The sequence below is a fragment of the Citrobacter sp. Cf072 genome (assembly GCF_030334485.1).
GTDB lineage: Bacteria > Pseudomonadota > Gammaproteobacteria > Enterobacterales > Enterobacteriaceae > Citrobacter > Citrobacter freundii.
The window spans coordinates 497,591-523,190 of sequence record NZ_JAOWDX010000047.1; the positions used below are offsets into that span (position 1 = coordinate 497,591).

Consider the following 25,600-nt stretch of genomic DNA (forward strand, 5'->3'; position numbering starts at 1 on the left):
TCTGAGGGGCCGGAAGAGTAGTGCCGCGCAGTTAAGAACTATAATAAAAACAGTCGGCAGGTGATAACTCCTGTTTGCCAATCGCGCTGGTTCAGGGGGCAGCTATGAACATTTCATCTTCTCCGATAGTCATGTTCGCAGCATTGCTCACCTTTAGTTGTGCAGCATATTCGGTGGAAAAAGGGAATATCTTTTCGCAGAATGCCTGGTCTATGGATCCCATCGCATTTTCTCAACAGTCATTTAATAACCTGACATCTTATCAGGTCATGATGCGCTCTTCGTCGCCATCCGATGAAAGCAAAATTATTGGCTATAGCTTTCAAAAGCCTGGGTATGTGCGGATGGATTTTACCCAACCGCATTCAGGAGCGGTGCTTATCTTTAATCCTGTCAGCGGTAAAGTGACGTTATGGCCATTTGGTGTGGGTTCTTTGCCCATTTTGCACCTGTCGCCTACTAATTCATTGATCCAGGATGAGCGTGGTCATCGGGTGGATCACTCTGATATCGGCGTGTTGTTGGGCAATATTCGTCATCTGCAACGCGAAGGGACAATGACCACTGTTGGTAAGGAAAACCTTGCAGGACGGGCGACGACGCACGTATCTGTGGTTGGGCCTGGAACAATGGTGGTTGATGGTGTTCACCGCTATGACGTCTGGCTGGATAATTATCACGGACTCCCTGCCAAAGTGATCAGCTATGCGCCAGATGGGCAGCGATTAGAAACTGTGCTTCTGGATGCTTTTGTCATTAATATCCGTTTTCCTGCCAATTTCTTCTCACCCTGAAGGAGGCTGTATTATGGCTGACTATCAGTTTTCCACCGTCTGGCGGGTTGAGGCTTCTATTCAGGAGGTATGGGATGTTTTTTCTCATCCCGATCAGTGGCCTGAATGGTGGGAAAGTCTGGAACGCATTGTTGAAATTAAAAAAGGTGATGTACAGGGCATTGGGGCGCTGCATCGTTATACCTGGAAAGGAGCGCTTCCCTATCGCTTAACCTTTGACATCAACGTGTTAAATATTCTGCCTTGCTCGCTGCTTGAGGGACAAGCCAGTGGGGCGGTAGAAGGGCGAGGTGTGTGGTATTTTTCTGCCAGTGGCGCTGAGACCATCGTCAGATATGACTGGAATGTTCGCACCACGATTCGTTGGATGAATTACCTGGCCCCGCTGGCGGCACCCGTTTTTCGCTGGAATCACGATACGGTCATGCGCGAAGGGGCCAGAGGGTTAGCCCGTAAGCTGGCAACGAATGTACATATATTTTGAGTTCAGTCAGCGTTGAGGATTAATTAGCGTCCTGATATTTAAAATTGCCTCCACTACTGATTAATAACTTAGCGATCTCAGTCAATTTCTTATCATACACGGCGGCATTTTGTAGGCCTGCCTTGCGCAGAAGTTCTAAGTTTTCACGCGATGCGTTATCCAGCGTTGGATCGGCGCCGTATAGTTCAGGCTGAATTCTGTAGTATTTAGAGTTTTTTACCGTTGAGGCAATTTGTTGCAGATAATACGCGGTCATCTGTGGCCCCCCCTCTAGCGCGATATCAATAGCTGGTTTTGCCCAGCCAAAGGGGCCCCAGTCCTTAACTTCGGAATAAGAATACCCCTGCAATTTCTTGCCGGTGCCCAGTGAGACAATAATCATATCCTTAATGCCAGCGACATTACTGAATTTAATCGCTTCGGAATAGGCGCAGAGTGCCGGGTCGTTTGCCACCACACCGCCATCAACCAGGACAAATTTTTCGGGTACCGGGGGTAATGAATAAATACGCGCTGCCTCGAAATAGGTGGGAGCTGCTGAGGTACCCCGTAAAGCATCCCTGACCAGGAAGTCCCGATTCTTGGCGAGGGCGGAGTGTTGTTTGAAAATAACAGGAAGACGACTGCTCACGTCATAAGAAACAAAGCAGGTTGGTCTTAATAATTCACTGATTTTTGTTTCACCAAATGCTGTTTTTAATACCCTCTCCAGCTCCTTTGCAGAATATTTTTCATCGCTAGCACCACCCAGTGAACTGATTGTTTTCCAGACGCCGACATCAAAAATTTCATCCCCATCCTGAAGATAGAAATTGACGGCTTCCTGAGCGGAGAACTTGGGCTTTCCTTTCGCATCAGGGCAAACGTAAGCAGAACACAGAATGGCCCCGGTACTGGTACCGGCAACGAGATCGAAGTAATCCGCAATTCTGGCGGCAGGATTTTGTGATATATCCTGCAATTTCTTCTCCAGTGCCACAAGTAGCATACCCGGAAGGATGCCTCTGATCCCGCCACCATCGATAGACAGTATTCTCATTGCCATTTTTATGTCCTCCAAAGATAAGAAACGGGATTTAGGGGTAGGGTTGTTTCCGCTATGGCTGCAGTTAAATATAGACAGGATTTACGCTGAGTTTGTTTCATAAGAAGGGGGCTGGCAGATTGATATCCGCTCACTGCTGTACTTTTTTGCCTGTAAATGGCTTAATAGCGACCTTGTAGTATCTTATTTCATTCACAGTTAACAGGTCTGTTATTGATGAATAACCTCCATCGGCTCACCTTTTTATGTCAGCGTCTGTCTGCTGTGATGATCGTATACGGTTTTTACCTTCTTAGCCGTAGCTCAACTCTTACAACATGGACAGACAGCAATGCAACGTCGACAATTTCTCAAAAATAGCGTTCTCCTTTCGGCCGCCGGTTTAGTCGGTCCTGCGGTTATTAGTCAGACGGTTCACGCCGCTGAGCCATCCGTTGCACCAGTCGCGCGTCGGCGCTTTGTGTTATCCCAGACCTATAAACTTAACCCTCCTAAGGGCTCGAACGGTGTAGTGAAACTGTGGATCCCGCTTCCTGTAGATACCGCGTTTCAACAAATGACGGCGCTTGCCTTTAGCGGAAACTATAAGCAAGCGTATGTCACCACTAATAATACTTATGGCGCGAAAACGCTGTTTGCCACCTGGCCTGACTCGCAGGGCGAACTGTTGATGAACGTTGATATCGACATTGAAACCGCCGACTGGGAACCGCTGAAGCAGGACGCGTTGAAAACCTGGCAAGCGCCGGAGCAGATTATTTACCCGCTGGATGTAAAACCGTACCTTTTGCCGACAGCACATACCCCAGTTGATGGGCTGGTTCTGGAAACCGCACGTAAAATCACCGGTAATGAGCAGGATCCGCTGAAAAAAGCACGCCTGATTTACGAGTGGGTGAGTAGCCATATGGAGCGCGATAACGACGTTATCGGCTGCGGCACGGGGGATGTAGCGGAGATCTTAAAAAGCGGTAAGCTCAAAGGAAAATGCACCGACATGAGCTCCGTTTTTGTGGCTCTGGCGCGGGCCAGCGGCATTCCGGCGCGCGAACTGTTTGGTATCCGTCTGGGCAAAGCCAATAAGCTCGAACGTTACTCGAAAAGTGCTTTTGGCAAAGCAGACAGCGCAGGCGTTGCTGATGTGAGCGGTGGGCAACATTGTCGTGCCGAGTTCTATCTGGCCGGTTACGGTTGGTTACCTTGCGATCCTGCTGATGTGACCAAAATGCGTCTTGCAGAGAAAAAATCGCATCAGGACGCCGATGTCCAGGCGGTAAACACTTACCTGTTTGGTAACTGGGAAATGAACTGGGTTGGATTCAACTACGGGCGTGATTTCGAGCTGTATCCGGCAACGGAGCAGGGAGCCATGAACAACTTTGGCTATCCTTACGCTGAAGTCGATGGCGATCCGATCAATTTCTACGATCCTAAAGCGTTCTCCTACAGCTATGTCGCCACAGAACAACGCTAAAGGGGCGGGACTCACCCTGTTGACGGCTGCGGTAGCTGCCGTCACCGCGGGCTTATGCTGCGTTGGACCGCTGCTCTACCTGCTGTTTGGTATTTCGGCGGCGAGCTTTGCTGTTTTCACCCAGTTTGAGTTTTTGCGAATTCCCTTGATGCTGGTGTCATTGGGCTTATTATTGCATGTTTTCTGGCGGCTCTATTTCTCCAGGCGGCTGTGGTGCTCCGGGTGGCTAACTCTGAAGCAAGCGCGCGTTCTCTACTGGTGCGCGCTGGCGTTGATTTTGCCGGTGCTATTTTATCCAACGCTCGTTGCCTGGTTTTATGAGGTATTTGAATGAAAATCTTCACATTAGTTGCATGCTTGTTGCTGCCGCTGTGGGCTCTGGCGACCAATCAAAAAGTGGTGCTGGATATACAAAATATGACCTGCTCGCTATGCGTTATTTCGGTCAATCAGGCGCTACGTGAAACCGACGGCGTGATTAAAGCAAAGTCCTCCCTAAAAACCCGACAAGCAGAAGCGATTGTGCCAGAAGGTTTCCCAACTGATACTTTACTTAATGCGGTAGCGAAAACGGGCTATACCGCAACGCTCAACCGCATTGAACAACAGTAAATCACCTGCGGGTGGTTTTATTGTGTTTTCCCGGTATGATGCTCGGCGGCTTCGTGTTCTCTTTTGTGCGTTAACTTCCGGAATTCCCCTCGTTTCCTGTTAACCTGAACAGGCGGCTACTGTATGCCGCATATGCCCATTTGTATCTGTTATCCCTCCAGCCATGTAGGATGATCACAGGCAAGATTTTTTGACTAAGGAAAAGCGTTATGAAAACGGGACCATTAAACGAGAGCGAACTGGAATGGCTGGATGATGTACTGACTAAGTACAATACAGACAAGGCTATTCTGGATGTGTCAGAACTGGATGGTTTGCTGACGGCGGTGCTGAGTTCACCGTATGAAATTGAACCAGAGCAGTGGCTGGTCGCTATTTGGGGGGGCGCGCAGTATGTCCCTCGCTGGTCCTCCGAAAAAGAAATGACGCGTTTCATGAACCTGGCGTTTCAACATATGGCGGATACGGCCGATCGTCTGGATGAATATCCTGAGCAGTTTGAGCCGTTGTTTGGTTTGCGTGAAATTGACGATCATGAACTGACCATCGTTGAAGAGTGGTGCTTTGGTTATATGCGCGGCGTTGCACTGTCAGACTGGTCCGCGTTACCGGACACGTTAAAACCAGCACTTGAGGCTATTGCGCTGCACGGTACGGAAGAGAACTTTGCGGTGGTTGAGAAATTGACACCTGAGGCGTTTGAAGAGAGCGTCGATGCCATCCGCCTGGCTGCGCTGGATCTGCATGCTTACTGGATGGCGCATCCTCAGGAAACGCCGGTCAAAGTACCGGTGAAAGTGGATGCCAAAGTAGGGCGCAATGACCCTTGCCCCTGTGGCAGCGGCAAGAAATATAAGCAGTGCTGTTTGCATTAACAGAAAGGGGCGAAAGCCCCTTTGTTTTAACCTACTTCTGGTAGTAATCCTGCTGCAATAGAAAACTGTACTGCTATCACCACAATGCCGCACAAAAATACCAGTGCCAGCGCCGGAGCACCGCCGGCTACGCGGTAGTTGGGCTGCGGATTATGTTTTCTGCTCTGCCAGGCCAGCATCGAGGGAATGAGCAGCGCCAGCACCGCCAGGGCAACGCCCGCATACCCTAATGCCATGACAAAACCACGCGGATAGAACAGCGCGAATGCCAGCGGCGGCAGGAAGGTCACCACGCCGGTTTGCATTCTTCCCGCTACGGTATTGCGGCGCTGGAAGAGGTCAGCCAGGTAGTCAAATAATCCCAATGCAACGCCGAGGAAAGAGGTTGCCAGCGCGAGGTCGGCAAACAGATGTACCGCCAGTTCGACGTGCGGCGAAGCCACGACTTCACGCAATGCCTGCAATAAGCCGTTTAAGCCTGCGTGGTTGGCTAAAAGCCCCATGAACGTTGTCGAGTTAATGCTGCCAAGCGTCGCCAGTTGCCAGAAGATATAGGCGACCAGTGGAATAGCGCTACCCGTAATAAACACCCAACGCAGTTTACGGATGTTACCGTTCATATAGCTGACGATACTGGGAACACTGCCGTGAAAACCGAACGAGGTGAAGATGACCGGGATTGCGGAGAGCGCCAGCCCCTGTTGCAGCGGCAGCGTAAGCAGGTTCACTTTATGGATATGCGGCATTAACAGAGCCAGCATCGCTACCAGGAAGATTATCTTGGCGCTGAATAGCAGACGGTTGAACAGATCAACCAGCGAGGTCCCAACACAAACCACGCCACCGGCAACAAAGGTGAACAGCAGTACGCCTGTTGTCGGAGATATATTTGTTCCGGTCCAGTCGCTGATGCTGGAGGCCAGCAGTTCACCTGCACCACTGATGTACGCCGCCGTCAGGGCATACATTAAAAACATCATGCTAAAGCCCGTTAACCATTGTCCGTAACGACCAAGATAACGTTTTGCCAGTGTACCCAGCCCGGTGTCTGCCGGGACATGTTGATATACTTCAAGCAGCAGCAGCGCGGTGTAGCACATCAACGCCCAAAGACTGACTAACAATACCAACGTGACGCTAAACCCCACGCCTGCCGCAGCCAACGGCATTGCCAACATACCGGCACCAATCGTGGTTCCCGCCACGATAAAAATACTACCCAGGGTTCTGTTTTTCACGCTTTCCTCTGTCCCAGAGATAATCAACGGTTATATCTGCGGCGCAGGTTAAGGCAAAACGCTATGTTCGTCAAATCGCCGTTACAATGGTTGTACATTAATGTTTACGATGTTTTTGACCATTAAGATGTATAACAAATGACATTTATCTGCGGATAAACCTGCGTTAGCGCAAAGCAGCGCCGTGCGGTTCACATTAGGCTACGGTCTTTATTGAGGAGGTAGTATGGAATCTATTCACGGTCACGAAGTGCTCAACATGATGATTGAATCTGGCGAGCAGTATTCAAATGCCAGCCTTGAAGCGGCGATTACGGCACGTTTCGGCGAGCAGGCGCGTTTTCACACTTGTTCCGCGTCAGATATGACGGCAGGCGAGCTGGTGGCGTTTTTAGCGGCGAAGGGAAAGTTTATTGCAAAAGAAGACGGCTTCTCTACGCACGAAAGCAAGATCTGCCGTCACTGATTTTAATGGGTAATGATGGCGGGTTGCCTTCATTACCCCAAAATATTAATTCTGCGTATCAAGCGTAGCCAGTTCTTTATCGATGAAATAAAGACCTTCGCCGCTTTTCCCTGCCAGCGACAGCTTATCAATAACAGATTTAAATAATTTCTCTTCTTCATGCTGCTCGGCAACATACCATTGCAGGAAATTAAAGGTTGGATAATCCTGGTGGGTCATTGCCGCGTGTGCCAGCTCATTAATTTTCTGGGTGATCAGCTGCTCGTGTTCGTAAGTGACACGGAACAGTTCATCCAGAGACGCATATTCAGCAAAAGGGGAAGAAACGGTATTAATACGCGGCAAGCTGCCGGTATCGGTCAGGTAATCGAACAGACGCTGCATGTGCGTCATCTCTTCCTGAGCGTGACGGCGCAAAAACGCGGCGGCACCTTCGAAGCTGTGATAGCTGCACCACGCGCTCATCTGTTGGTAGAGCAGAGATGAATATAATTCAAGATTCATTTGCTCATTCAGTTGGTCGATCATTTCTGTTTTCAGCATGGTTCTGCTCCACAAACATTATTATATATTGACGTGGCGTCACTATAATTTGTTATTTAATTATTTGCAAAAGGTAAAATAATAAATTTATTTATTAAAAATGCGAATGGGAATAAAACGCATTAACGATATTAAGCGGGGGATATAAATAATAAAGTGCTAAAAGACCAGCAAAAATGTGCTGGTCGGAAATATTAATAATTGAATGAGGGGGATTGCGATACTGCGACACCATGACACTGCCAGGCGAGTGTAATTTTGGTATTTAAGCACAGAGAGCCTGCATATACGCTGCAGGTTGACACCGGCTGACCAAACGCTTCAGCGCTGGCATAGCCCAGGCGCTGACACTCTTTGGTGGCTGTCCCTTGGGTAACGTAGTCATCGGTACGTGCTGTTTGTAACATGGCCTGATTATAAGTCAGGCGAACCACACCAGTGATGGCGCTGGCTTCGCTGACCTGCGCCTGTTTTGTAATTGTGCATCCTGTCAGCACGAGCGGCAAAAGCGCTAGGATAAAGGTCTTCATGAGATCGCTCTGAAAGTTCGAAGATACACTATCATGGCATACAGAGGCCCTCATCAATGGCTTGAATAGCCCGAAGATCACCTGTGATTAATCACAACGAGGTCATTCGTTTGAGGCAATTCTGAACTGTTCAGACAAGAATGTGAGCGCAACTTTGTTTTTTAAAACTAAATTTCATTAAATTTGAAAGTGTGATTGCAAAATAGTAATGTGGCTGAATGTTATGACTTTCAGCGGGCTACCGCAGCGCATTCAGGAGAGTACAGAATGAAAATTGCATTGATGATGGAAAACAGCCAGGCAAGCAAAAACGCCATCATCCATAACGAGCTTAAAGCCGTTGCGGATGAGAAAGGTTTTCCGGTCTATAACGTTGGGATGAGCGATGAAAATGATCATCATCTGACCTACATCCATTTAGGAATTATGGCCAGCATCCTGCTTAATTCCAAAGCGGTTGATTTCGTGGTCACCGGTTGCGGCACGGGCCAGGGGGCAATGATGTCACTGAATATCCATCCGGGTGTGGTGTGTGGTTATTGCCTCGATCCTGCAGATGCGTTCTTGTTCTCTCAGATCAACAACGGCAACGCGCTTTCTCTGGCATTCGCCAAAGGTTTTGGCTGGGGTGCTGAGCTGAATGTGCGCTATATGTTTGAAAAAGCGTTCACCGGGCGTAACGGCGAAGGCTACCCACCGGAGCGTAAAGAGCCGCAGGTGCGTAACGCCGGTATTCTGAATCAGGTGAAAGCGGCTGTAGTAAAAGAAAATTATCTGGACACGCTGCGCGCTATCGATCCTGAGCTGGTGAAAACCGCTGTATCGGGCCCGCGCTTCCAGCAGTGCTTCTTTGAAAACTGCCAGGACAAAGCAATCGAAGCGTTTGTACGCGAGGTAATTGGCTAAATCCTGTTGGCCCGGCAGCGTTCACCCTCCGGGCTACTTGTTCTTGTTCGATACTGCACTTCCTGCATCACGGGTGAGTCGCAGCGAATCCACCATACCTACCAGACAAATAATGGCAATAGCGACAAAGGCCAGCCGGAAACTGATCCCTGGAATATTGCCCAATGCCAGCCTTTCACTCACCACATCGCCAATGCGGATCCCAATAGCGGCTAAAGAAATGCCCAATCCTACCGCTAATTGTGTCGCTGTACTGAACAGCGTATTAGCGTAGCTCATTTGTGCCGCGGGGACGTCCGCGAAGGCAAGCGTGCTGACGCCGGTAAACTGAATTGAGCGGAACACACCGCCCAGATACAACACCAGCAAAATAACCCACACGGGAGTCTGCGGCGTAATTAATGCACAGGCCAGCAGCGCCAGAACGTTAAGCGCACCGTTAATCAACAGCAGTTTCTTAAAGCCCAGCCAACGTATCAACGGTGTGGTGGCCGGTTTAATCGTCAGATTGCCCACAAATACCGCCAGCACCAGCGAACCCGCGTGAAAAGCGTTCATGCCAAAACCTACCTGAAACATTAACGGCAGCAGAAACGGCACGGCGCTGATAGAGGCACGAAACAGCGATCCGCCATACATGGTGACGCGAAAAGTAGGGACGTTCATGGCATCAAGGCGAATCATTGGCCATGCGGCGCGACGAAAATGATGCAGGGCAAACAGAAATGTCACTGTTCCTAGCGCCAAAAGTCCGGCGGTCAGCCAGCCCTGAGGCTGTTGGGTTCCCAGTAACTCCATGGCATACACCAGGCTTACCATCGCAACAGAGGTTGCGATAAATCCCGTTATATCAAATGGGCGGCGCTCGTTGTCATGAATATCCGGGATAAAACGTAGCGCCAGCGCAATCGCCAGTATCCCGAGCGGTACATTGATGAAGAAGATCCAACGCCAGTTGGCATAGCTGGTAATGAATCCGCCAAGGGGAGGGCCAATGATGGGGGCGACTAACGCGGGCCAGGTCAGGGTCGCAATAGCGGTGATCAACTGATGTTTAGGCGTGGTACGCAATACCGCAAGTCGGCCAACCGGAACCATTAGCGCGCCACCTACACCCTGTAAGATTCGCATGGCGACAAAGCTCTCAAGGCTTTCGGAAAAACCGCATAAAACCGAGGCGAGAGTAAATATCGCCAGCGCCAGGGTAAACACCTTTCGGGCGCCGAAGCGATCCGCAATCCAGCCGCTGGCGGGAATCAGCACCGCGAGGGTGATCAGATAGGCGCTGATACCTATGTTCAGGTCTACCGCTTGCACGGCAAAACTCTTCGCCATGTCGGGCAGTGCGGTGGCAATCACCGTGCCGTCAATAAACTCCATAAAGAAAGCCCCGGCAACAAGTAATGCAGCCGGGGATAGACCGCGTTTGTTCTCAACCGCTAAATGTTCACTCATGTTGTGCTTGCCATCTCAAAAGAAACTGACTGGATCTATTTTTATTTTCCAGCGCATTCGTAATGCATGCGCGGCTATCGTTTCGTTCGTTGAATAGGTACTATGACGACCTTTCTATAAGGAGCTCACTATGTCCCAAACACTGAATGCCGATCAGGAACTGCTCTCGGACGTTGTTGCCTGTCAGCTGGTTATCAAGCAGATTCTGGATGTTCTTGATGTTATTGCCCCAGTAGAAGTGCGGGAGAAAATGTCCAGCCAACTGAAAAGCATCGATTTCTCCAGCCATCCTGCGGGCGCCGATCCGGTTACTATGCGCGCAATACAAAAAGCAGTTGCCTTGATCGAGTTGAAATTCACGCCGCAGAATGAATCTCACTAAAATAAACCGTTGTTTCAGGTTTTAGAAAGGTTTTTTTGCGCCTCGCAGAATGAGAGGCGTGAGCGTAGAGAAAATTAAGCACCAGCCGGATAAGGTGCGTCGCATCGTTATCCGGCATTAACATGATGAAAATTGAAGATTAGTGATGTTGATAGTTCACGACGTTCAGCAGATGCTTATCGGTTTGCGCCATGCACAGTCCCGCACGTTTAGCGCTGCGGACTTCATCAAGAATCGTCTGTAACAGCACGCCATCCTGCTGCTGCTCTTTTTCCAGATCGTGAAGAAAATCAATGGTTGTTGCATCATTCAAGGCTTCTGCTTCATTGGTCAAGCGTGATAGCTTGCTGTAACGCTGTTGGTATTCATCCAGCGTTTTCTGAAACAGTTCTTCAAGAGAAGTTAGTTCATCACCCGGAACATCAATTGCCTTGACGATGGGGTTAGCCCCGGCGCTTTTCATAAAATTGAACATACGCATCATTTGAGTCACGTTACATTGTGCCTGAGTGCGTAGAAAGGTTGCGGTGCCAGTCAGGCTGTGTTCGTAACACCATTCACTGAGATGCAGGTAAAGATTCGATGCGTAGAACTCGAGGTTCATTTGTGTGTTGAGTTTATGAACAATTCCAACTGCAGCCATATCAATATCCTTATTTCCAGAAAGGGGGATGTACGTTACTTACGTCAGTGCAACGGGCTGCCGCTACACATCACCTCTACGTACAATTAAAACTGTTAGCAGAATAAATCCGTTCCGCCGGTCCTTTAGTGATCACGAATTATATTCGCTCCCGATCGAGATTCAGCATAACTCCTGTTCCGACTTAAGAAAATCCTTAAATCTGCGTATTTATGATTTTTTACATATTGTCATAACAATATTAGTGATTTTTCTGCTTGTGTATATAAGTGGTGTGAATATAAGAGATTGATATTTATGGGATTAAATCCAAGCATTAATATTGAAATGATGTTTCATATCACGAAATGGAATTTCACAATCAGGTATTGTCTCTCACCGGATGATTATCCGGCCTTGGGATGGAGAAATTTCATTATCGGGACGTGTCGGTGAACGTTATCTGCTGGCTAATTTTTTGCGCCAGATCAGTTTTGTGGAAATTAATAAAGTTAAGCGCCTGAATGATTCGGCATTTATGGTTTGGTGTATTTGGAAAAATCGAGGAGTGTGTATGAAAAAGGTTGCCGTGCTACTGGCACCTGGTTTTGAAGAGGCGGAAGCCATTGTTACCATTGATATTCTGCGCCGCCTGCAGATCGAAGTTGAAACACTGGCCTGCGCCGAGTCCCGTGCGGTGGTGAGCTATCATGACGTGCCGATGGTGACGGACAGCACGCTGGCTGCGCGTCAGACGGATCTTTACGATGCCGTTGTGTTACCGGGCGGGCCGCAGGGCAGCGTTAATCTTGCCGCCAGTAAGGCTGTCATCCAGTTTATCGCTCGCCATGACGAGGCAGGAAAACTCATTTGCCCGGTGTGTTCCGCGGCTGCGCGCGTGCTGGGTGGCAACGGCCTGCTGAAGGGGCGTCGCTACGTGTGTTCGGGGGATCTGTGGCAAAACGTAACGGATGGGGAATATATCGATGCGCCGATTGTGGAAGATGGCAACCTGATTTGCGGTAAAGGGTTAGGGCATATTTTCGATTTTGCATTGACGCTTGCGGCGCGTCTATTGGGAGATGATATTCCGGTTCGCGATCACGCTGATCACATTTATTACCGATGGTAATCATTTTCCCGAATACTCCGGTATTCGGGAACAAGGATTCGTTGGCTGACGTTATGGACTAATCTGCTATTCCTCTTTTTTCCCGTCGACAAAACCGCGTTTTTTTATGTCATTTCCCGCTGAATTTATGTACGCAATTACTGTAATTCTGTGGTGTGATGCCGCTCTCTTATGGAGAATCAATTTCCCGCTACAAATACTCTCAGCACTGGCATTGATCTTATCAATAAAAGGTAATGCCTTGTTTTACGTCCGAATTACAAAAAATCGTCTGATTTTATCCTACATAAAAAGAACGTTAAAGCTGGAGTTAACCATGCACAAATTCACTAAAGCGCTGGCTGCCATCGGTCTGGCGGCCATTATGTCACAATCCGCTATCGCTGAATCCATGAAGCTCGGTTTCCTGGTCAAACAGCCGGAAGAACCGTGGTTCCAGACTGAATGGAAATTTGCCGATAAAGCCGGTAAAGACCTTGGTTTTGAGGTGATTAAAATTGCCGTCCCGGATGGTGAGAAAACCCTTAACGCCATCGACAGCCTGGCGGCAAGTGGAGCAAAAGGGTTTGTTATTTGTACGCCAGACCCAAAACTGGGGCCAGCCATTATGGCTAAGGCGCGTGGCTACGATATGAAAGTCATTGCCGTCGATGACCAGTTTGCCAACGCCAAAGGTAAACCGATGGATACCGTACCGCTGGTGATGATGGCGGCAACCAAAATTGGTGAGCGCCAGGGCCAGGAGCTGTACAAGGAGATGCAAAAACGCGGTTGGGATGTGAAATCCACCGCCGTAATGGCCATTACAGCCAACGAACTGGATACCGCACGTCGTCGTACTTCTGGTTCAATGGAAGCGCTTAAAGCCGCTGGCTTCCCGGAAAAACAGATCTATCAGGTCCCGACTAAATCAAATGATATCCCCGGCGCATTCGATGCCGCTAACTCTATGCTGGTTCAGCATCCTGAAGTCAAACACTGGCTGATTGTCGGTATGAACGACAATACCGTGCTGGGCGGCGTACGTGCGACCGAAGGGCAGGGCTTCAAAGCACCAAACGTAATTGGTATTGGTATCAACGGCGTTGACGCAGTAAGCGAACTGTCTAAAGGCGAAGCGACCGGGTTCTACGGTTCACTGCTGCCAAGCCCGGACGTTCACGGCTACAAGTCCAGTGAAATGCTCTACAACTGGGTAACGAAAGGTGCAGAGCCACCGGCATTCACTGAAGTGACGGATGTGGTGCTGATTACCCGCGATAACTTCAAAGAAGAGCTGGCGAAGAAAGGCTTAGGCGGTAAGTAACACAAATGCCGGATGCGACGTCAACGCGTCTTATCCGGCCTACGAATTGCGTCCTCAGAAGGCCGGATGAGGCAAAGCCCCCCTCCGGCATAAAGATCTGACTCACGGAGACGTTATGCAACAGTCTACCCCGTATCTCTCATTTCGCGGCATTGGCAAAACGTTCCCCGGCGTTAAGGCGCTGACGGATATCAGTTTCGACTGCTATGCCGGACAGGTGCATGCGCTGATGGGCGAAAATGGCGCCGGGAAATCAACACTCTTAAAAATTCTCAGCGGTAACTATGCGCCAACGACGGGATCATTGACGATCCGCGGACAGGAAGTTTCCTTCGCGGATACCACTGCCGCGCTCAACGCCGGCGTCGCCATTATTTATCAGGAACTGCATCTCGTCCCGGAAATGACCGTTGCCGAGAATATTTATTTAGGGCAGTTACCGCACAAAGGCGGGATTGTGAACCGCTCGCTGCTGAACTATGAAGCAGGAATCCAGCTGAAGCATCTGGGAATGGATATCGATCCCGATACTCCATTGAAATACCTCTCCATTGGTCAGTGGCAGATGGTAGAGATTGCAAAAGCGCTGGCGCGAAATGCCAAAATTATCGCCTTTGATGAACCAACCAGCTCCCTGTCGGCTCGCGAGATTGAGAATCTGTTTCGTGTCATCCGTGAGCTGCGCAACGAAGGACGCATCATTCTGTACGTTTCGCACCGTATGGAGGAGATTTTTGCTCTCAGCGATGCCATCACTGTGTTTAAAGATGGTCATTACGTCAAAACGTTCACGGATATGCAGCAGGTCGATCACGACGCGCTGGTGCAGGCGATGGTCGGGCGCGACCTCGGGGATATCTATGGCTGGAAATCCAGACCGTATGGCACAGAGCGTCTGCGGTTGCATGAAGTAAAAGCCCCGGGCGTGCGTACGCCAATCAGTTTATCCGTGCGAAGCGGTGAAATTGTCGGGCTGTTTGGCCTGGTGGGGGCCGGACGTAGCGAATTAATGAAAGGACTGTTCGGTGGTACGCGTATCACGGCGGGCCAGGTATTTATTGATGAACAGCCTATCGATATCCGTAAACCAAGCCATGCCATTGAAGCAGGGATGATGCTGTGCCCGGAGGATCGCAAAGCCGAAGGGATCATTCCGGTCCATTCAGTGCGCAACAACATCAACATTAGTGCACGACGTAAGCATGTTCTGGGGGGATGCGTGATCAACAACGGCTGGGAAGAGACCAATGCCGATCACCATATTCGTTCACTCAACATCAAAACACCGGGTGCAGAGCAACTGATCATGAATCTCTCCGGCGGTAATCAACAGAAGGCTATCCTCGGTCGTTGGTTATCGGAAGAGATGAAGGTGATTTTGTTGGATGAGCCTACACGCGGCATTGATGTAGGCGCCAAGCATGAAATTTACAACGTGATTTATGCCCTCGCAGCGCGCGGTGTGGCCGTATTGTTTGCTTCCAGTGACCTGCCAGAAGTGCTCGGTGTCGCCGACCGTATTGTAGTGATGAGAGAAGGCGAAATTGCCGGTGAGTTACTTCATGAACAGGCGGATGAGCGCCAGGCGTTGAGCCTTGCTATGCCTAAAGTCAGCCAGGCTGTAGCCTGAATAAGGAGAGTATGATGTCTTCCGTTTCTACATCGGGTTCTGGCGCAGCGAAGTCGGCGCTAAATCTGGGCCGCATTTGGGATCAATACGGTATGCTGGTGGTGTTCGCCGTGCTGTTCCTCGTTTGTTCCCTGTTTGTGCCAAACTTTGCCACCTTCATCAATATGAAGGGACTGGGGCTGGCAGTATCGATGTCGGGTATGGTCGCGTGTGGGATGCTGTTTTGCTTGGCATCCGGTGATTTCGACCTGTCTGTCGCATCTGTGATTGCTTGTGCTGGTGTTACCACTGCCGTAGTCATTAACATGACTGAAAGTTTGTGGATTGGCGTGGCTGCCGGACTGCTGCTCGGTATTCTGTGTGGCCTGGTGAATGGGTTCGTGATTGCGCGGTTAAAAATTAACGCCCTGATCACTACTCTTGCGACGATGCAGATTGTACGTGGTCTGGCTTATATTATCTCCGACGGTAAGGCAGTCGGGATTGAAGACGAGCGTTTCTTTACACTCGGTTATGCTAACTGGTTTGGTCTGCCTGCGCCTATCTGGATCACTGTCGTTTGTTTTATTGTCTTTGGTTTACTGCTGAACAAAACCACGTTTGGTCGTAATACGCTGGCCATTGGGGGCAATGAAGAGGCGGCGCGCCTGGCAGGGGTTCCGGTTGTTCGTACCAAGATTATTATCTTTATTCTTTCCGGTCTGGTATCCGCCATTGCCGGGATTATCCTCGCATCGCGTATGACCAGCGGCCAGCCAATGACCTCAATTGGTTATGAGTTGATCGTGATTTCAGCCTGCGTGTTAGGGGGCGTTTCGCTTAAAGGTGGCATCGGAAAAATCTCATATGTGGTGGCCGGGGTGTTGATCCTGGGTACGGTTGAGAATGCGATGAACCTGCTGAATATCTCTCCGTTCGCGCAGTATGTGGTACGTGGCCTCATCCTGCTGGCGGCGGTGATCTTCGACCGTTACAAGCAAAAAGCGAAGCGTACCGTTTGATGATTTAAACCCTAACTTTTTAGTCTAGCTTCTGCCCATCGCCAGCCGCTACCCGGCTGGCGATTGTTTTTCCAAATGGCGAGCATGGTCACACTGTCTATACTTATATCCGTCATACATCATCTATACGCCGCGATCCGCGTGGCGTTCTGACCATGATGAGGAGGATAACCGGGTGACAGCATCACTGATCTTACCCCCTGAACAATCTGTAAACTGTGCTTACTTTTTTGATCTCGATGGGACACTTGCTGAGATTAAACCCTTTCCCGACCAGGTCGTTGTCCCTAAGGCAATCCTGCAATGTTTACAACAGTTAGCGACGCATAATGCGGATGCGCTGGCATTGATTTCAGGGCGCTCAATGGTTGAGCTTGACGCACTCACTACTCCGTTTCGTTTTCCGCTTGCCGGAGTGCATGGGGCAGAACGCCGTGACATCAATGGTCAAACGCACATAGTACACCTGCCTGAAGGTATCGAGCGTGAAGCTGGGGCTTTATTACACGCAGCGTTAGTGACGTTACCGGGGACAACGCTGGAAACCAAAGGTATGGCTTTCGCGTTGCACTATCGTCAGGCACCCGAACACGAAGCTGCGCTGATTACCCTGGCTGAACGCATCACGCGCAGATGGCCGCAGCTTGCTCTGCAGCACGGAAAATGTGTCGTGGAAATAAAGCCTAAGGGCAGCAATAAAGGCGACGCGATAGCTGCATTTATGCAGGAAGCGCCTTTTGCTGGCCGGATCCCTGTGTTTTTCGGTGATGATCTGACAGATGAAACAGGATTTGCTGTGGTTAACCGCGCTGGCGGTATTTCCGTGAAGGTGGGGAGCGGGCCGACGCAGGCGACATGGCGTCTGGATGGCGTCAGGGATGTCTGGCGCTGGCTGGAGCAAATTAACTCTTCGCAGCAAGAATCGAAAGCAACGAATAACAGAAGAGGTGGCTATGAGTCGTTTAGTCGTAGTATCTAATCGTATCGCCTCACCAGATGACAAAGGGAGCGCGGGTGGGCTCGCGGTCGGTGTACTGGGCGCGTTAAAAGCTGCTGGTGGTCTGTGGTTTGGCTGGAGTGGTGATACAGGTAATGAGGATAAACCGTTAAAAAAAGTCACGCGTGGCAATATCACCTGGGCCTCGTTTAATTTGAGTGAGCAAGATTACGAAGAGTATTACTGCCAGTTTTCAAATGCGGTTTTATGGCCCGCATTTCACTATCGACTGGATTTAGTTCAGTTTCAGCGCTCTGCCTGGGAAGGCTACCAACGGGTTAATGCCTTACTGGTAGATAAACTTCTGCCGCTGCTTGGCGATGACGACATCATCTGGATTCATGATTACCATCTGTTGCCGTTTGCCTGCGAGTTACGTAAGCGCGGTGTGAATAACCGCATCGGTTTTTTCCTGCATATTCCTTTTCCGACGCCGGAAATTTTTAATGCGCTCCCTCCACATCTGGCGCTACTTGAGCAAATGTGTGATTTTGATTTGCTTGGTTTTCAGACTGAAAACGATCGCCAGGCTTTTCTGGACTGTCTCGCAGCCCAGACTCGGATGTCCACGCATAAAGATAAGCAGCATCTGGCATGGGGAAAAGCGTTTCGCACTCAGGTCTATCCCATCGGTATCGAACCTGATGAGATTGCACGGCAGGCGTCCGGACCGCTGCCGCCAAAACTGGCGCAGCTAAAAGCGGAGCTTAAAAATGTGCAGAATATTTTCTCCGTGGAGCGTCTGGATTACTCCAAAGGCTTGCCGGAGCGCTTTCAGGCCTACGAGGCCTTACTGGAACATTATCCGCAGCACCACGGTAAAATTCGCTATACGCAGATAGCGCCGACCTCGCGTGAAGAGGTGCAGGCCTATCAGGATATTCGCCACCAACTGGAAACAGAAGCTGGGCGAATCAACGGCAAATATGGGCAACTGGGCTGGACGCCGCTTTACTATCTGAACCAGTATTTTGATCGTAAATTGCTGATGAAGATCTTCCGCTACTCTGACGTAGGATTGGTGACCCCGTTGCGCGATGGTATGAACCTGGTGGCGAAAGAGTTTGTGGCCGCACAGGATCCTGCTAACCCTGGCGTGCTGGTTTTATCGCAATTTGCCGGGGCGGCGAATGAGCTAACCTCTGCGCTTATTGTTAATCCTTATGACCGGGATGAAGTGGCAAGCGCATTAAACCAGGCGCTGACGATGCCACTTACCGAACGCATTTCGCGCCACGCTGAAATGCTTGAGACTATCGTTAAAAACGATATCGACAACTGGCAGGCGACGTTCATTAGTGATCTTAAAGCAGTCACGCCGCGTCGGAGTCAATGCCAACTGCCAGACAATATTTCATCCTGTTCTAAACTCGCATGAAGTCCTGGCGCTGTGTATTAATCTCCGGCTAGCGGAACCAGAAGAACGTCCACCTGGCTGGTATGAATCACGCTTTTCGCGGAACAGGAAGCGCGTGAAAAAAAACTGTGGTTATGGTTGCCGTAAATGACCAGATCAATAGCGTATTTGCGGCATACATCTAGGATATGTTCATTCAGAGCCCCATAGGTAATAAAGGTATGCTCAATGGGGTATTCTGCTTCTTTGCTAAGTTTGTCGATAAAATCCTGAGTTTCTTCCTGCATGACTTCACGCAGGTCTTCCAGCATGGGGGCAGCAAACTGGTTATAAAGTTCGGGGTCTGAGACCAGTGTAATCAGGCTAATTCGGGCGTTGACAGGGCGAGCGATAGAAACCGCCTTGTCTAACAACTGCTGACTTTCAGGGGTGGCGGCAACAGCAACAAGAATGTGCGAATAGCTCATAACTCGCTCCTTTTTTTCAAGAATTATGAGAGGGCTTTTCAGCTTTACTCAGCTTTACTCAGCTTACTCCATACTGCAACGTTTCCTTCCTTCATAGTGTGAATGTCATCATGATTATTCATTAATTATTCTTATAAATAGAATAATCGATTCATATTGGTTGCAGATATGTTCAGGTAACTTAAGTAAAACCCACGGCTAATGAAAACAATGTGTTAATAAAAAATAAACATACATTAACATTTGCAAGGTCGTCACATCGCGGTATTAATTAATCGCTCTAAATATTTAAGTCATTGTTTATAAAGTATTTAATTAAAAAAGTTTTTTGAGTTAAATATGTGATCCAGCTCGCTATTTCATGGCGTGATATTAACGGTCGTGAATATAATACTATTCGCTTTTATTGCAAGAATATTCGTACATCAGGAATCGAAATGGATAATGGAAGGTTAAGAAATAAACAAAGTAAAAGCCACGCTGATGGATTTATGTTAAGTGTTTGGCTGGTTTATGTGATCTTGATCACATATTCTTTAAATTCGCAGCATAGCTCCGTTGTATGTGTAACTGACGGCGGGTAGAGTTGCGTCGAATTAGGAAAAATCTTAGACATTTGTAAGAATTGATGTGAGCTTGTAAGGGACGCTGCCTTCTTAAAAGGGAATGTTTAGACGACGCGTAAGTGTCGTTACGTTGCTATGTATTTGACCTTTTGCTTTTTTTTACCGGGCCTTCCCGGCGACATCACGGGGTGCGGTTTTACCGCATGAAAACAATGTTGGTTATTATGGATGCAAATAATGCATACATCCGAGTTGCTGAAACACATTTATGACATCAATTTGTCATATTTATTGCTTGCACAGCGTTTGATCGTTCAGGACAAAGCATCTGCGATGTTTCGCCTTGGTATCAGCGAGGAAATGGCGGACACGTTGGCAACATTAACACTTCCTCAAATGGTCAAACTGGCCGAAACAAACCAACTGGTATGTCATTTCCGTTTCGACGATCACCAGACTGTTACTCGCCTGACGCAAGACTCCCGCGTTGACGATCTTCAGCAAATCCATACTGGTATTATGCTTTCCACACGCCTGTTAAGCGACATCGATGATGCAGCACGTAAGAAAAGGGCTTGATGATGAGCGAAAAAAGCATTGTTCAGGAAGCGCGTGATATCCAGTTGGCAATGGAATTAATCACATTGGGCGCCCGTTTGCAAATGCTGGAAAGCGAAACGCAATTAAGCCGTGGTCGATTAATCAAGCTGTACAAAGAATTACGCGGTAGTCCTCCGCCAAAAGGGATGCTCCCGTTTTCCACCGACTGGTTTATGACGTGGGAACAAAATATTCATGCGTCGATGTTTTGCAATGCATGGCAATTCCTGCTCAAAACGGGTCTCTGTAGCGGCGTGGATGCCGTAATTAAGGCGTATCGGTTATATCTTGAGCAGTGTCCGCAGCCTGAAGAAGGGCCATTGCTGGCGTTAACTCGCGCGTGGACGCTGGTACGATTTGTCGACAGCGGATTGCTGGAGTTGTCCCTATGCAATTGTTGCGGTGGGAATTTTATCACCCATGCACACCAACCCGCAGGCAGCTTTGCCTGTAGTTTATGCCAGCCGCCATCAAGGGCCGTAAAAAGACGTAAACTTTCCCAGAATGCTGCCGATATTATTCCACAACTGCTGGATGAACAGATCGAACAGGCTGTTTAACTGATACGGTGTGGATGAACACTCCAGCAGCGGTAAGCGATTACCGCTGCTTTTTTTTGTCCTGACCTTACGTTAATTGCCCGACTGCGCATCCTGTCATAGTCAATTGCGAAAGGATGATGTCGTGCTTATCTTATTAGGTTACCTGGTTGTTATTGGTACAGTTTTCGGCGGTTACATGATGACCGGCGGACACCTTGGGGCACTCTATCAACCGGCTGAGCTGGTGATTATCGGTGGCGCGGGTATTGGGGCATTCATCGTCGGCAATAATGGGAAAGCCATCAAAGGGACGATGAAAGCGATCCCGTTGCTTTTCCGTCGTTCGAAATACACCAAAGCGATGTATATGGATCTGCTGGCGCTCCTGTATCGCCTGATGGCCAAGTCACGTCAACAGGGCATGTTCTCGCTTGAGCGCGACATCGAAAACCCAAAAGAAAGTGAAATCTTCGCTAGCTATCCGCGCATTCTTGCCGATGCCGTAATGCTTGATTTTATTGTCGATTATCTACGCCTGATTATCAGCGGCAATATGAATACGTTTGAAATTGAAGCGCTGATGGACGAAGAAATTGAGACTCATGAGAGTGAGGCCGAAGTTCCGGCGAATAGTCTGGCGATGGTCGGCGACTCACTGCCGGCATTCGGGATCGTCGCGGCCGTTATGGGTGTTGTGCATGCACTGGCTTCTGCCGATCGCCCGGCAGCAGAGTTGGGGGCGTTGATTGCGCATGCGATGGTGGGAACATTCCTCGGTATTTTGCTGGCCTATGGATTTATTTCTCCGCTTGCCAGCGTTCTGCGCCAGAAAAGCGCTGAAACAACCAAAATGATGCAGTGCGTGAAGATAACGCTGCTCTCCAATCTGAATGGCTACGCGCCGCCGATTGCCGTTGAATTCGGTCGTAAGACTCTGTACTCCAGCGAACGTCCTTCGTTTATCGAACTGGAAGAACATGTTCGTGCGGTGAGAAATCCAACTGCGCAACAGACGACCGAGGACGCATGAAAAATCAGGCCCATCCCATTATCGTTGTAAAGCGACGCAAACATAAGAATCACGGTGGTGGGGCGCATGGCTCGTGGAAAATCGCCTACGCCGATTTTATGACCGCGATGATGGCCTTCTTTCTGGTGATGTGGCTCATTTCTATATCCAGCCCTAAAGAATTGATCCAGATTGCCGAATATTTCCGTACACCGCTGGCCACCGCGGTGACCGGGGGAAATCGTATTTCGAATAGCCAAAGCCCGATTCCAGGCGGCGGGGATGATTACACCCAGCAGCAGGGTGAGGTGAACAAGCAGCCGAATATTGATGACCTGAGAAAACGTATGGAACAGAGCCGCTTGAGCAAACTTCGTGGCGATCTCGATCAACTGATTGAATCCGATCCCAAACTGCGAGCGCTGCGTCCGCATTTAAAGATTGATTTAGTTCAGGAAGGGCTGCGGATACAGATTATCGACAGTCAGAATCGCCCAATGTTTAAGACCGGTAGTGCTGAAGTTGAGCCGTACATGCGCGATATCCTGCGCGCGATTGCACCAGTGCTCAACGGGATCCCTAACCGGATCAGCCTTTCCGGTCACACGGATGATTATCCTTACGCGAATGGTGAGAAAGGATACAGCAACTGGGAATTGTCTGCCGATCGCGCAAATGCATCGCGTCGCGAGCTGGTTAGCGGCGGTCTGGATGATGGAAAAGTATTACGTGTGGTAGGTATGGCCGCCACGATGCGTCTGAGCGATCGCGGTCCTGAAGACGCTATCAACCGCCGTATTAGCCTGCTGGTTCTCAATAAGCAGGCAGAAGAGGCCATTTTGCATGAAAACGCTGAAAGCCAGAATGAGCCGGTAAGTGTCTTACAACGGCCAGCGGAACTCCCGCCGGTAAGCGTTCCCACATCGCCACCAGCCAATCCGAGGTGATAGCGTGAGCATGGATATTAGCGATTTTTATCAGACATTTTTTGATGAAGCTGACGAACTGTTGGCTGATATGGAGCAACACCTTCTTGATTTGGTTCCTGAAGCCCCGGACTCCGAACAGCTGAATGCCATTTTTCGTGCAGCGCACTCGATTAAAGGCGGGGCGGGCACCTTCGGCTTTACCATTTTGCAGGAAACGACCCATCTGATGGAAAACCTGCTGGATGAAGCGCGGCGTGGCGAGATGCAGCTCAATGCCGACATTATCAACCTGTTTTTGGAAACGAAAGATATTATGCAGGAACAGCTCGACGCCTATAAAAGCTCAGTGGAGCCTGATGCCGACAGTTTTGAGTACATTTGCCAGGCGTTACGGCAGTTAGCGCTCGAAGCGAAAGGTGAAACCGCACCGTCAGTTGTCAACTCAGCAAAACTGAGCGTTGTTGATAGCACCTCTATGCAGGAAGAGGCGGTTGCAAAGCCTGAACTCGCCAGTGAAGAGAGTAAAAAACGCATTACTCTCTCGCGTCTGAAAGCCAGCGAAGTGGATTTGCTGGAAGAGGAACTGGGGAATCTGGCGACCTTAACCGATGTGGTAAAAGGAAGCGACACGCTGTCAGCTACGCTTGATGGCAACCTCGCAGAAGATGACATCATTGCGGTACTCTGCTTTGTCATTGAAGCTGACCAAATTGAATTCGAAACCGTCAGCGCAGCGCCCGCGGCTGTTGAAACTGAAGAGGTAGCCGTTGTCGCGAAGCCGCAGCCGATTGCCGTTGCGCCAGCGGTGAAAGCCGCCGCCAGTGAAGCGCCACATGGGCGCGCGGAGCGTGAAAAACCAGCCCGCGCCAGCGAGTCGACCAGCATCCGCGTAGCGGTTGAGAAGGTCGATCAGCTCATTAACCTGGTCGGTGAGTTGGTGATCACCCAGTCGATGCTGGCTCAGCGCTCTAACGAACTGGATCCCGTCAATCATGGCGATCTCATCACCAGTATGGGTCAGTTACAACGTAACGCCCGCGATTTGCAAGAGTCGGTGATGTCGATTCGTATGATGCCAATGGAGTATGTGTTCAGTCGTTTCCCTCGTTTGGTACGCGATCTGGCCGGTAAGCTGGGTAAACAGGTCGAGCTGACGCAGGTAGGTAGCTCAACCGAACTCGATAAGAGCCTGATTGAACGCATCATCGATCCGTTGACGCACCTGGTGCGTAACAGCCTCGACCATGGTATCGAACTGCCGGAAAAACGCCTTGAATCCGGCAAAAGCCCAATCGGCAATCTGACGCTTTCCGCCGAGCACCAGGGTGGGAATATTTGTATTGAAGTGACCGATGATGGCGCTGGCCTGAACCGCGAACGTATCCTGGCCAAAGCTATCTCCCAGGGCATGCCGATCCACGAAAACATGAGCGATGACGAAGTGGGTATGTTGATCTTCGCTCCAGGCTTTTCGACCGCCGAACAGGTGACGGATGTCTCCGGACGCGGCGTGGGTATGGATGTGGTGAAGCGAAATATCCAGGAGATGGGCGGCCATGTTGAGATCCAGTCCAAACAGGGACAGGGGACCACTATTCGCATTCTGCTGCCGCTGACGCTGGCGATCCTCGACGGGATGTCCGTGCGCGTGGCGGATGAGGTCTTCATTCTGCCACTAAATGCCGTTATGGAATCGCTGCAACCGCGCGAAGAAGATCTCCATCCGTTGGCCGGAGGCGAACGCGTTCTGGAAGTGCGTGGCGAATATTTACCGCTGGTTGAGTTGTGGAAAGTCTTTGAGGTTGAAGGCGCTAAAACTGAAGCGACTCAGGGCATTGTGGTTATTTTACAAAGTGCAGGGCGTCGCTATGCGCTGCTGGTCGATCAATTAATTGGTCAACACCAGGTAGTGGTCAAAAACCTGGAAAGCAACTACCGCAAAGTGCCAGGTATTTCTGCAGCAACGATCCTCGGCGACGGCAGCGTCGCGCTGATTGTCGATGTCTCTGCATTGCAGGGATTAAACCGCGAACAACGTGTGGCGATCACAGCCGCCTGATTGAGTGAGAAGGGAAGAATATGACCGGTATGAGTAATGTAACTAAACTGGCCGGCGAACCGTCAGGTCAGGAATTCCTCGTGTTTACGCTGGGGGATGAAGAGTACGGTATCGATATCCTGAAAGTGCAGGAAATCCGTGGTTATGATCAGGTGACGCGCATCGCTAACACGCCTGCGTTTATCAAAGGCGTCACGAACCTGCGTGGTGTGATTGTGCCTATCGTCGACCTGCGCGTGAAATTTAGCCAGAGCGATGTGGATTACAACGAAAACACCGTGGTGATTGTGCTGAACCTGGGTCAGCGGGTGGTTGGGATTGTGGTGGATGGCGTTTCGGATGTGCTGTCTCTGACAACGGATCAAATCCGTCCGGCACCGGAGTTTGCGGTCACGCTGTCGACGGAATATTTGACGGGATTGGGTGCGCTGGGTGACCGGATGCTGATTCTGGTCAACATTGAGAAGCTGCTGAACAGCGAAGAAATGGCGCTGCTGGATATTGCCGCTTCCCACGTCGCATAATCGTCATAACTCATCCGGCCTACAATGGTTGCTGTTGTAGGCCGGATTAGCGTAG

The 25,600-nt window shown here is 49.8% G+C and carries 28 protein-coding genes; 21 read left to right on the forward strand and 7 right to left on the reverse strand.

Features of this window, described 5'->3' with window-relative positions; all coding sequences use genetic code 11:
* The first annotated feature begins 104 nt into the window (after positions 1-104).
* Both OGX66_RS21120 and OGX66_RS21125 read left to right on the forward strand, forming a co-directional pair.
* Positions 105-794 carry a LolA family protein gene (locus OGX66_RS21120; RefSeq protein ID WP_270921873.1) on the forward strand — a complete coding sequence of 230 codons (690 nt, stop codon included), beginning with the start codon at positions 105-107 and terminating at the stop codon, positions 792-794.
* A 13-nt stretch (positions 795-807) separates the two neighbouring features.
* On the forward strand, positions 808-1,278 hold the full coding sequence (locus tag OGX66_RS21125) for an SRPBCC family protein (RefSeq protein ID WP_003839113.1): 471 nt from the start codon (positions 808-810) through the stop codon (positions 1,276-1,278).
* Positions 1,279-1,297: 19 nt separating this feature from the next.
* On the opposite strand, the gene OGX66_RS21130 is transcribed toward OGX66_RS21125, so the two are convergent.
* Positions 1,298-2,323 carry a patatin-like phospholipase family protein gene (locus OGX66_RS21130; protein ID WP_003839115.1) on the reverse strand — a complete coding sequence of 342 codons (1,026 nt, stop codon included), beginning with the start codon at positions 2,321-2,323 and terminating at the stop codon, positions 1,298-1,300.
* A gap of 331 nt (positions 2,324-2,654) precedes the next feature.
* Between OGX66_RS21130 and OGX66_RS21135 the strand changes: the two genes are divergently transcribed.
* The 4 genes from OGX66_RS21135 (at position 2,655) to OGX66_RS21150 (ending at position 5,284) form a co-directional block, all read left to right on the forward strand.
* Positions 2,655-3,797: a transglutaminase-like domain-containing protein gene (locus tag OGX66_RS21135; RefSeq protein WP_270921872.1), complete on the forward strand. Its 1,143-nt coding sequence runs from the start codon at positions 2,655-2,657 to the stop codon at positions 3,795-3,797.
* The gene (locus tag OGX66_RS21140) at positions 3,775-4,131 is read left to right on the forward strand and encodes a mercuric transporter MerT family protein (protein WP_016150541.1); all 357 of its coding nucleotides are present in this window, start codon (positions 3,775-3,777) and stop codon (positions 4,129-4,131) included. The genes OGX66_RS21135 and OGX66_RS21140 overlap by 23 nt, the downstream gene beginning before the upstream one ends.
* Entirely contained in the window at positions 4,128-4,409 is a 282-nt protein-coding gene (locus tag OGX66_RS21145; protein ID WP_286512209.1) for a heavy-metal-associated domain-containing protein, read from the forward strand. The genes OGX66_RS21140 and OGX66_RS21145 overlap by 4 nt, the downstream gene beginning before the upstream one ends.
* Positions 4,410-4,618: 209 nt before the next feature.
* The gene (locus OGX66_RS21150; protein WP_044701508.1) at positions 4,619-5,284 is read left to right on the forward strand and encodes a YecA/YgfB family protein; all 666 of its coding nucleotides are present in this window, start codon (positions 4,619-4,621) and stop codon (positions 5,282-5,284) included.
* 26 nt (positions 5,285-5,310) lie between these two features.
* On the opposite strand, the gene tyrP is transcribed toward OGX66_RS21150, so the two are convergent.
* Complete coding sequence (gene tyrP, locus OGX66_RS21155; protein ID WP_136345688.1) at positions 5,311-6,522, reverse strand: tyrosine transporter TyrP; 1,212 nt, start codon at positions 6,520-6,522, stop codon at positions 5,311-5,313.
* A gap of 226 nt (positions 6,523-6,748) precedes the next feature.
* Here tyrP and OGX66_RS21160 point away from each other — a divergent pair, with 226 nt between their 5' ends.
* Positions 6,749-6,988 carry a YecH family metal-binding protein gene (locus OGX66_RS21160; protein ID WP_044711100.1) on the forward strand — a complete coding sequence of 80 codons (240 nt, stop codon included), beginning with the start codon at positions 6,749-6,751 and terminating at the stop codon, positions 6,986-6,988.
* A 45-nt stretch (positions 6,989-7,033) separates the two neighbouring features.
* On the opposite strand, the gene ftnA is transcribed toward OGX66_RS21160, so the two are convergent.
* Both ftnA and yecR read right to left on the reverse strand, forming a co-directional pair.
* Complete coding sequence (gene ftnA / locus OGX66_RS21165) at positions 7,034-7,531, reverse strand: non-heme ferritin (protein ID WP_003034588.1); 498 nt, start codon at positions 7,529-7,531, stop codon at positions 7,034-7,036.
* Between the two features lie 194 nt (positions 7,532-7,725).
* A complete protein-coding gene (gene yecR, locus OGX66_RS21170) occupies positions 7,726-8,061 on the reverse strand; it encodes a YecR family lipoprotein (RefSeq protein WP_003034590.1) in 336 nt (111 codons plus the stop codon).
* 267 nt (positions 8,062-8,328) lie between these two features.
* Here yecR and OGX66_RS21175 point away from each other — a divergent pair, with 267 nt between their 5' ends.
* Positions 8,329-8,967, forward strand: coding sequence for an RpiB/LacA/LacB family sugar-phosphate isomerase (locus OGX66_RS21175; RefSeq protein WP_003034591.1), 639 nt, complete (start codon positions 8,329-8,331; stop codon positions 8,965-8,967).
* Positions 8,968-9,000: 33 nt separating this feature from the next.
* Here the strand turns inward: OGX66_RS21175 and OGX66_RS21180 are convergent, their stop codons facing one another.
* Positions 9,001-10,422, reverse strand: coding sequence for an MFS transporter (locus tag OGX66_RS21180; RefSeq protein ID WP_088902146.1), 1,422 nt, complete (start codon positions 10,420-10,422; stop codon positions 9,001-9,003).
* 130 nt (positions 10,423-10,552) lie between these two features.
* Here OGX66_RS21180 and OGX66_RS21185 point away from each other — a divergent pair, with 130 nt between their 5' ends.
* Positions 10,553-10,804, forward strand: coding sequence for a DUF2766 family protein (locus tag OGX66_RS21185; RefSeq protein WP_003034595.1), 252 nt, complete (start codon positions 10,553-10,555; stop codon positions 10,802-10,804).
* Positions 10,805-10,943: 139 nt separating this feature from the next.
* On the opposite strand, the gene OGX66_RS21190 is transcribed toward OGX66_RS21185, so the two are convergent.
* A complete protein-coding gene (locus tag OGX66_RS21190) occupies positions 10,944-11,447 on the reverse strand; it encodes a non-heme ferritin-like protein (protein WP_003839130.1) in 504 nt (167 codons plus the stop codon).
* Positions 11,448-12,000: 553 nt separating this feature from the next.
* On the opposite strand from OGX66_RS21190, the gene OGX66_RS21195 reads away from it, so the two are divergent.
* The 6 genes from OGX66_RS21195 to otsA all read left to right on the forward strand — a co-directional run bounded on the left by OGX66_RS21195 (position 12,001) and on the right by otsA (position 18,870).
* Entirely contained in the window at positions 12,001-12,558 is a 558-nt protein-coding gene (locus OGX66_RS21195; protein WP_003844182.1) for a DJ-1/PfpI family protein, read from the forward strand.
* 316 nt (positions 12,559-12,874) lie between these two features.
* Positions 12,875-13,864: an arabinose ABC transporter substrate-binding protein gene (locus tag OGX66_RS21200; protein ID WP_003034602.1), complete on the forward strand. Its 990-nt coding sequence runs from the start codon at positions 12,875-12,877 to the stop codon at positions 13,862-13,864.
* Positions 13,865-13,979: 115 nt separating this feature from the next.
* A complete protein-coding gene (gene araG, locus OGX66_RS21205) occupies positions 13,980-15,494 on the forward strand; it encodes an arabinose ABC transporter ATP-binding protein AraG (protein WP_003839135.1) in 1,515 nt (504 codons plus the stop codon).
* Between the two features lie 14 nt (positions 15,495-15,508).
* Complete coding sequence (gene araH / locus OGX66_RS21210) at positions 15,509-16,495, forward strand: L-arabinose ABC transporter permease AraH (protein ID WP_003034609.1); 987 nt, start codon at positions 15,509-15,511, stop codon at positions 16,493-16,495.
* 175 nt (positions 16,496-16,670) lie between these two features.
* Positions 16,671-17,474 (forward strand): trehalose-phosphatase, encoded by an 804-nt coding sequence (gene otsB, locus OGX66_RS21215; RefSeq protein WP_057101307.1) that lies wholly within the window; start codon positions 16,671-16,673, stop codon positions 17,472-17,474.
* Complete coding sequence (gene otsA, locus OGX66_RS21220) at positions 17,449-18,870, forward strand: alpha,alpha-trehalose-phosphate synthase (RefSeq protein WP_088902148.1); 1,422 nt, start codon at positions 17,449-17,451, stop codon at positions 18,868-18,870. Before otsB ends, otsA begins: the two co-directional genes overlap by 26 nt.
* A 17-nt stretch (positions 18,871-18,887) precedes the next feature.
* Here the strand turns inward: otsA and uspC are convergent, their stop codons facing one another.
* Positions 18,888-19,316, reverse strand: a complete 429-nt coding sequence (gene uspC, locus OGX66_RS21225; RefSeq protein ID WP_003034619.1) for a universal stress protein UspC — start codon at positions 19,314-19,316, stop codon at positions 18,888-18,890.
* 803 nt (positions 19,317-20,119) lie between these two features.
* Between uspC and flhD the strand changes: the two genes are divergently transcribed.
* The 6 genes from flhD (at position 20,120) to cheW (ending at position 25,545) form a co-directional block, all read left to right on the forward strand.
* On the forward strand, positions 20,120-20,461 hold the full coding sequence (flhD, locus tag OGX66_RS21230; RefSeq protein WP_003034622.1) for a flagellar transcriptional regulator FlhD: 342 nt from the start codon (positions 20,120-20,122) through the stop codon (positions 20,459-20,461).
* Complete coding sequence (gene flhC / locus OGX66_RS21235; protein ID WP_193134122.1) at positions 20,458-21,042, forward strand: flagellar transcriptional regulator FlhC; 585 nt, start codon at positions 20,458-20,460, stop codon at positions 21,040-21,042. Before flhD ends, flhC begins: the two co-directional genes overlap by 4 nt.
* A gap of 124 nt (positions 21,043-21,166) precedes the next feature.
* A complete protein-coding gene (gene motA / locus OGX66_RS21240; protein ID WP_003034628.1) occupies positions 21,167-22,054 on the forward strand; it encodes a flagellar motor stator protein MotA in 888 nt (295 codons plus the stop codon).
* On the forward strand, positions 22,051-22,980 hold the full coding sequence (gene motB / locus OGX66_RS21245; protein WP_003034631.1) for a flagellar motor protein MotB: 930 nt from the start codon (positions 22,051-22,053) through the stop codon (positions 22,978-22,980). The genes motA and motB overlap by 4 nt, the downstream gene beginning before the upstream one ends.
* A gap of 10 nt (positions 22,981-22,990) precedes the next feature.
* Complete coding sequence (gene cheA / locus OGX66_RS21250; protein WP_270921878.1) at positions 22,991-25,021, forward strand: chemotaxis protein CheA; 2,031 nt, start codon at positions 22,991-22,993, stop codon at positions 25,019-25,021.
* 20 nt (positions 25,022-25,041) lie between these two features.
* Positions 25,042-25,545, forward strand: coding sequence for a chemotaxis protein CheW (gene cheW, locus OGX66_RS21255; RefSeq protein ID WP_003034638.1), 504 nt, complete (start codon positions 25,042-25,044; stop codon positions 25,543-25,545).
* The last annotated feature ends 55 nt before the right edge of the window (positions 25,546-25,600 follow it).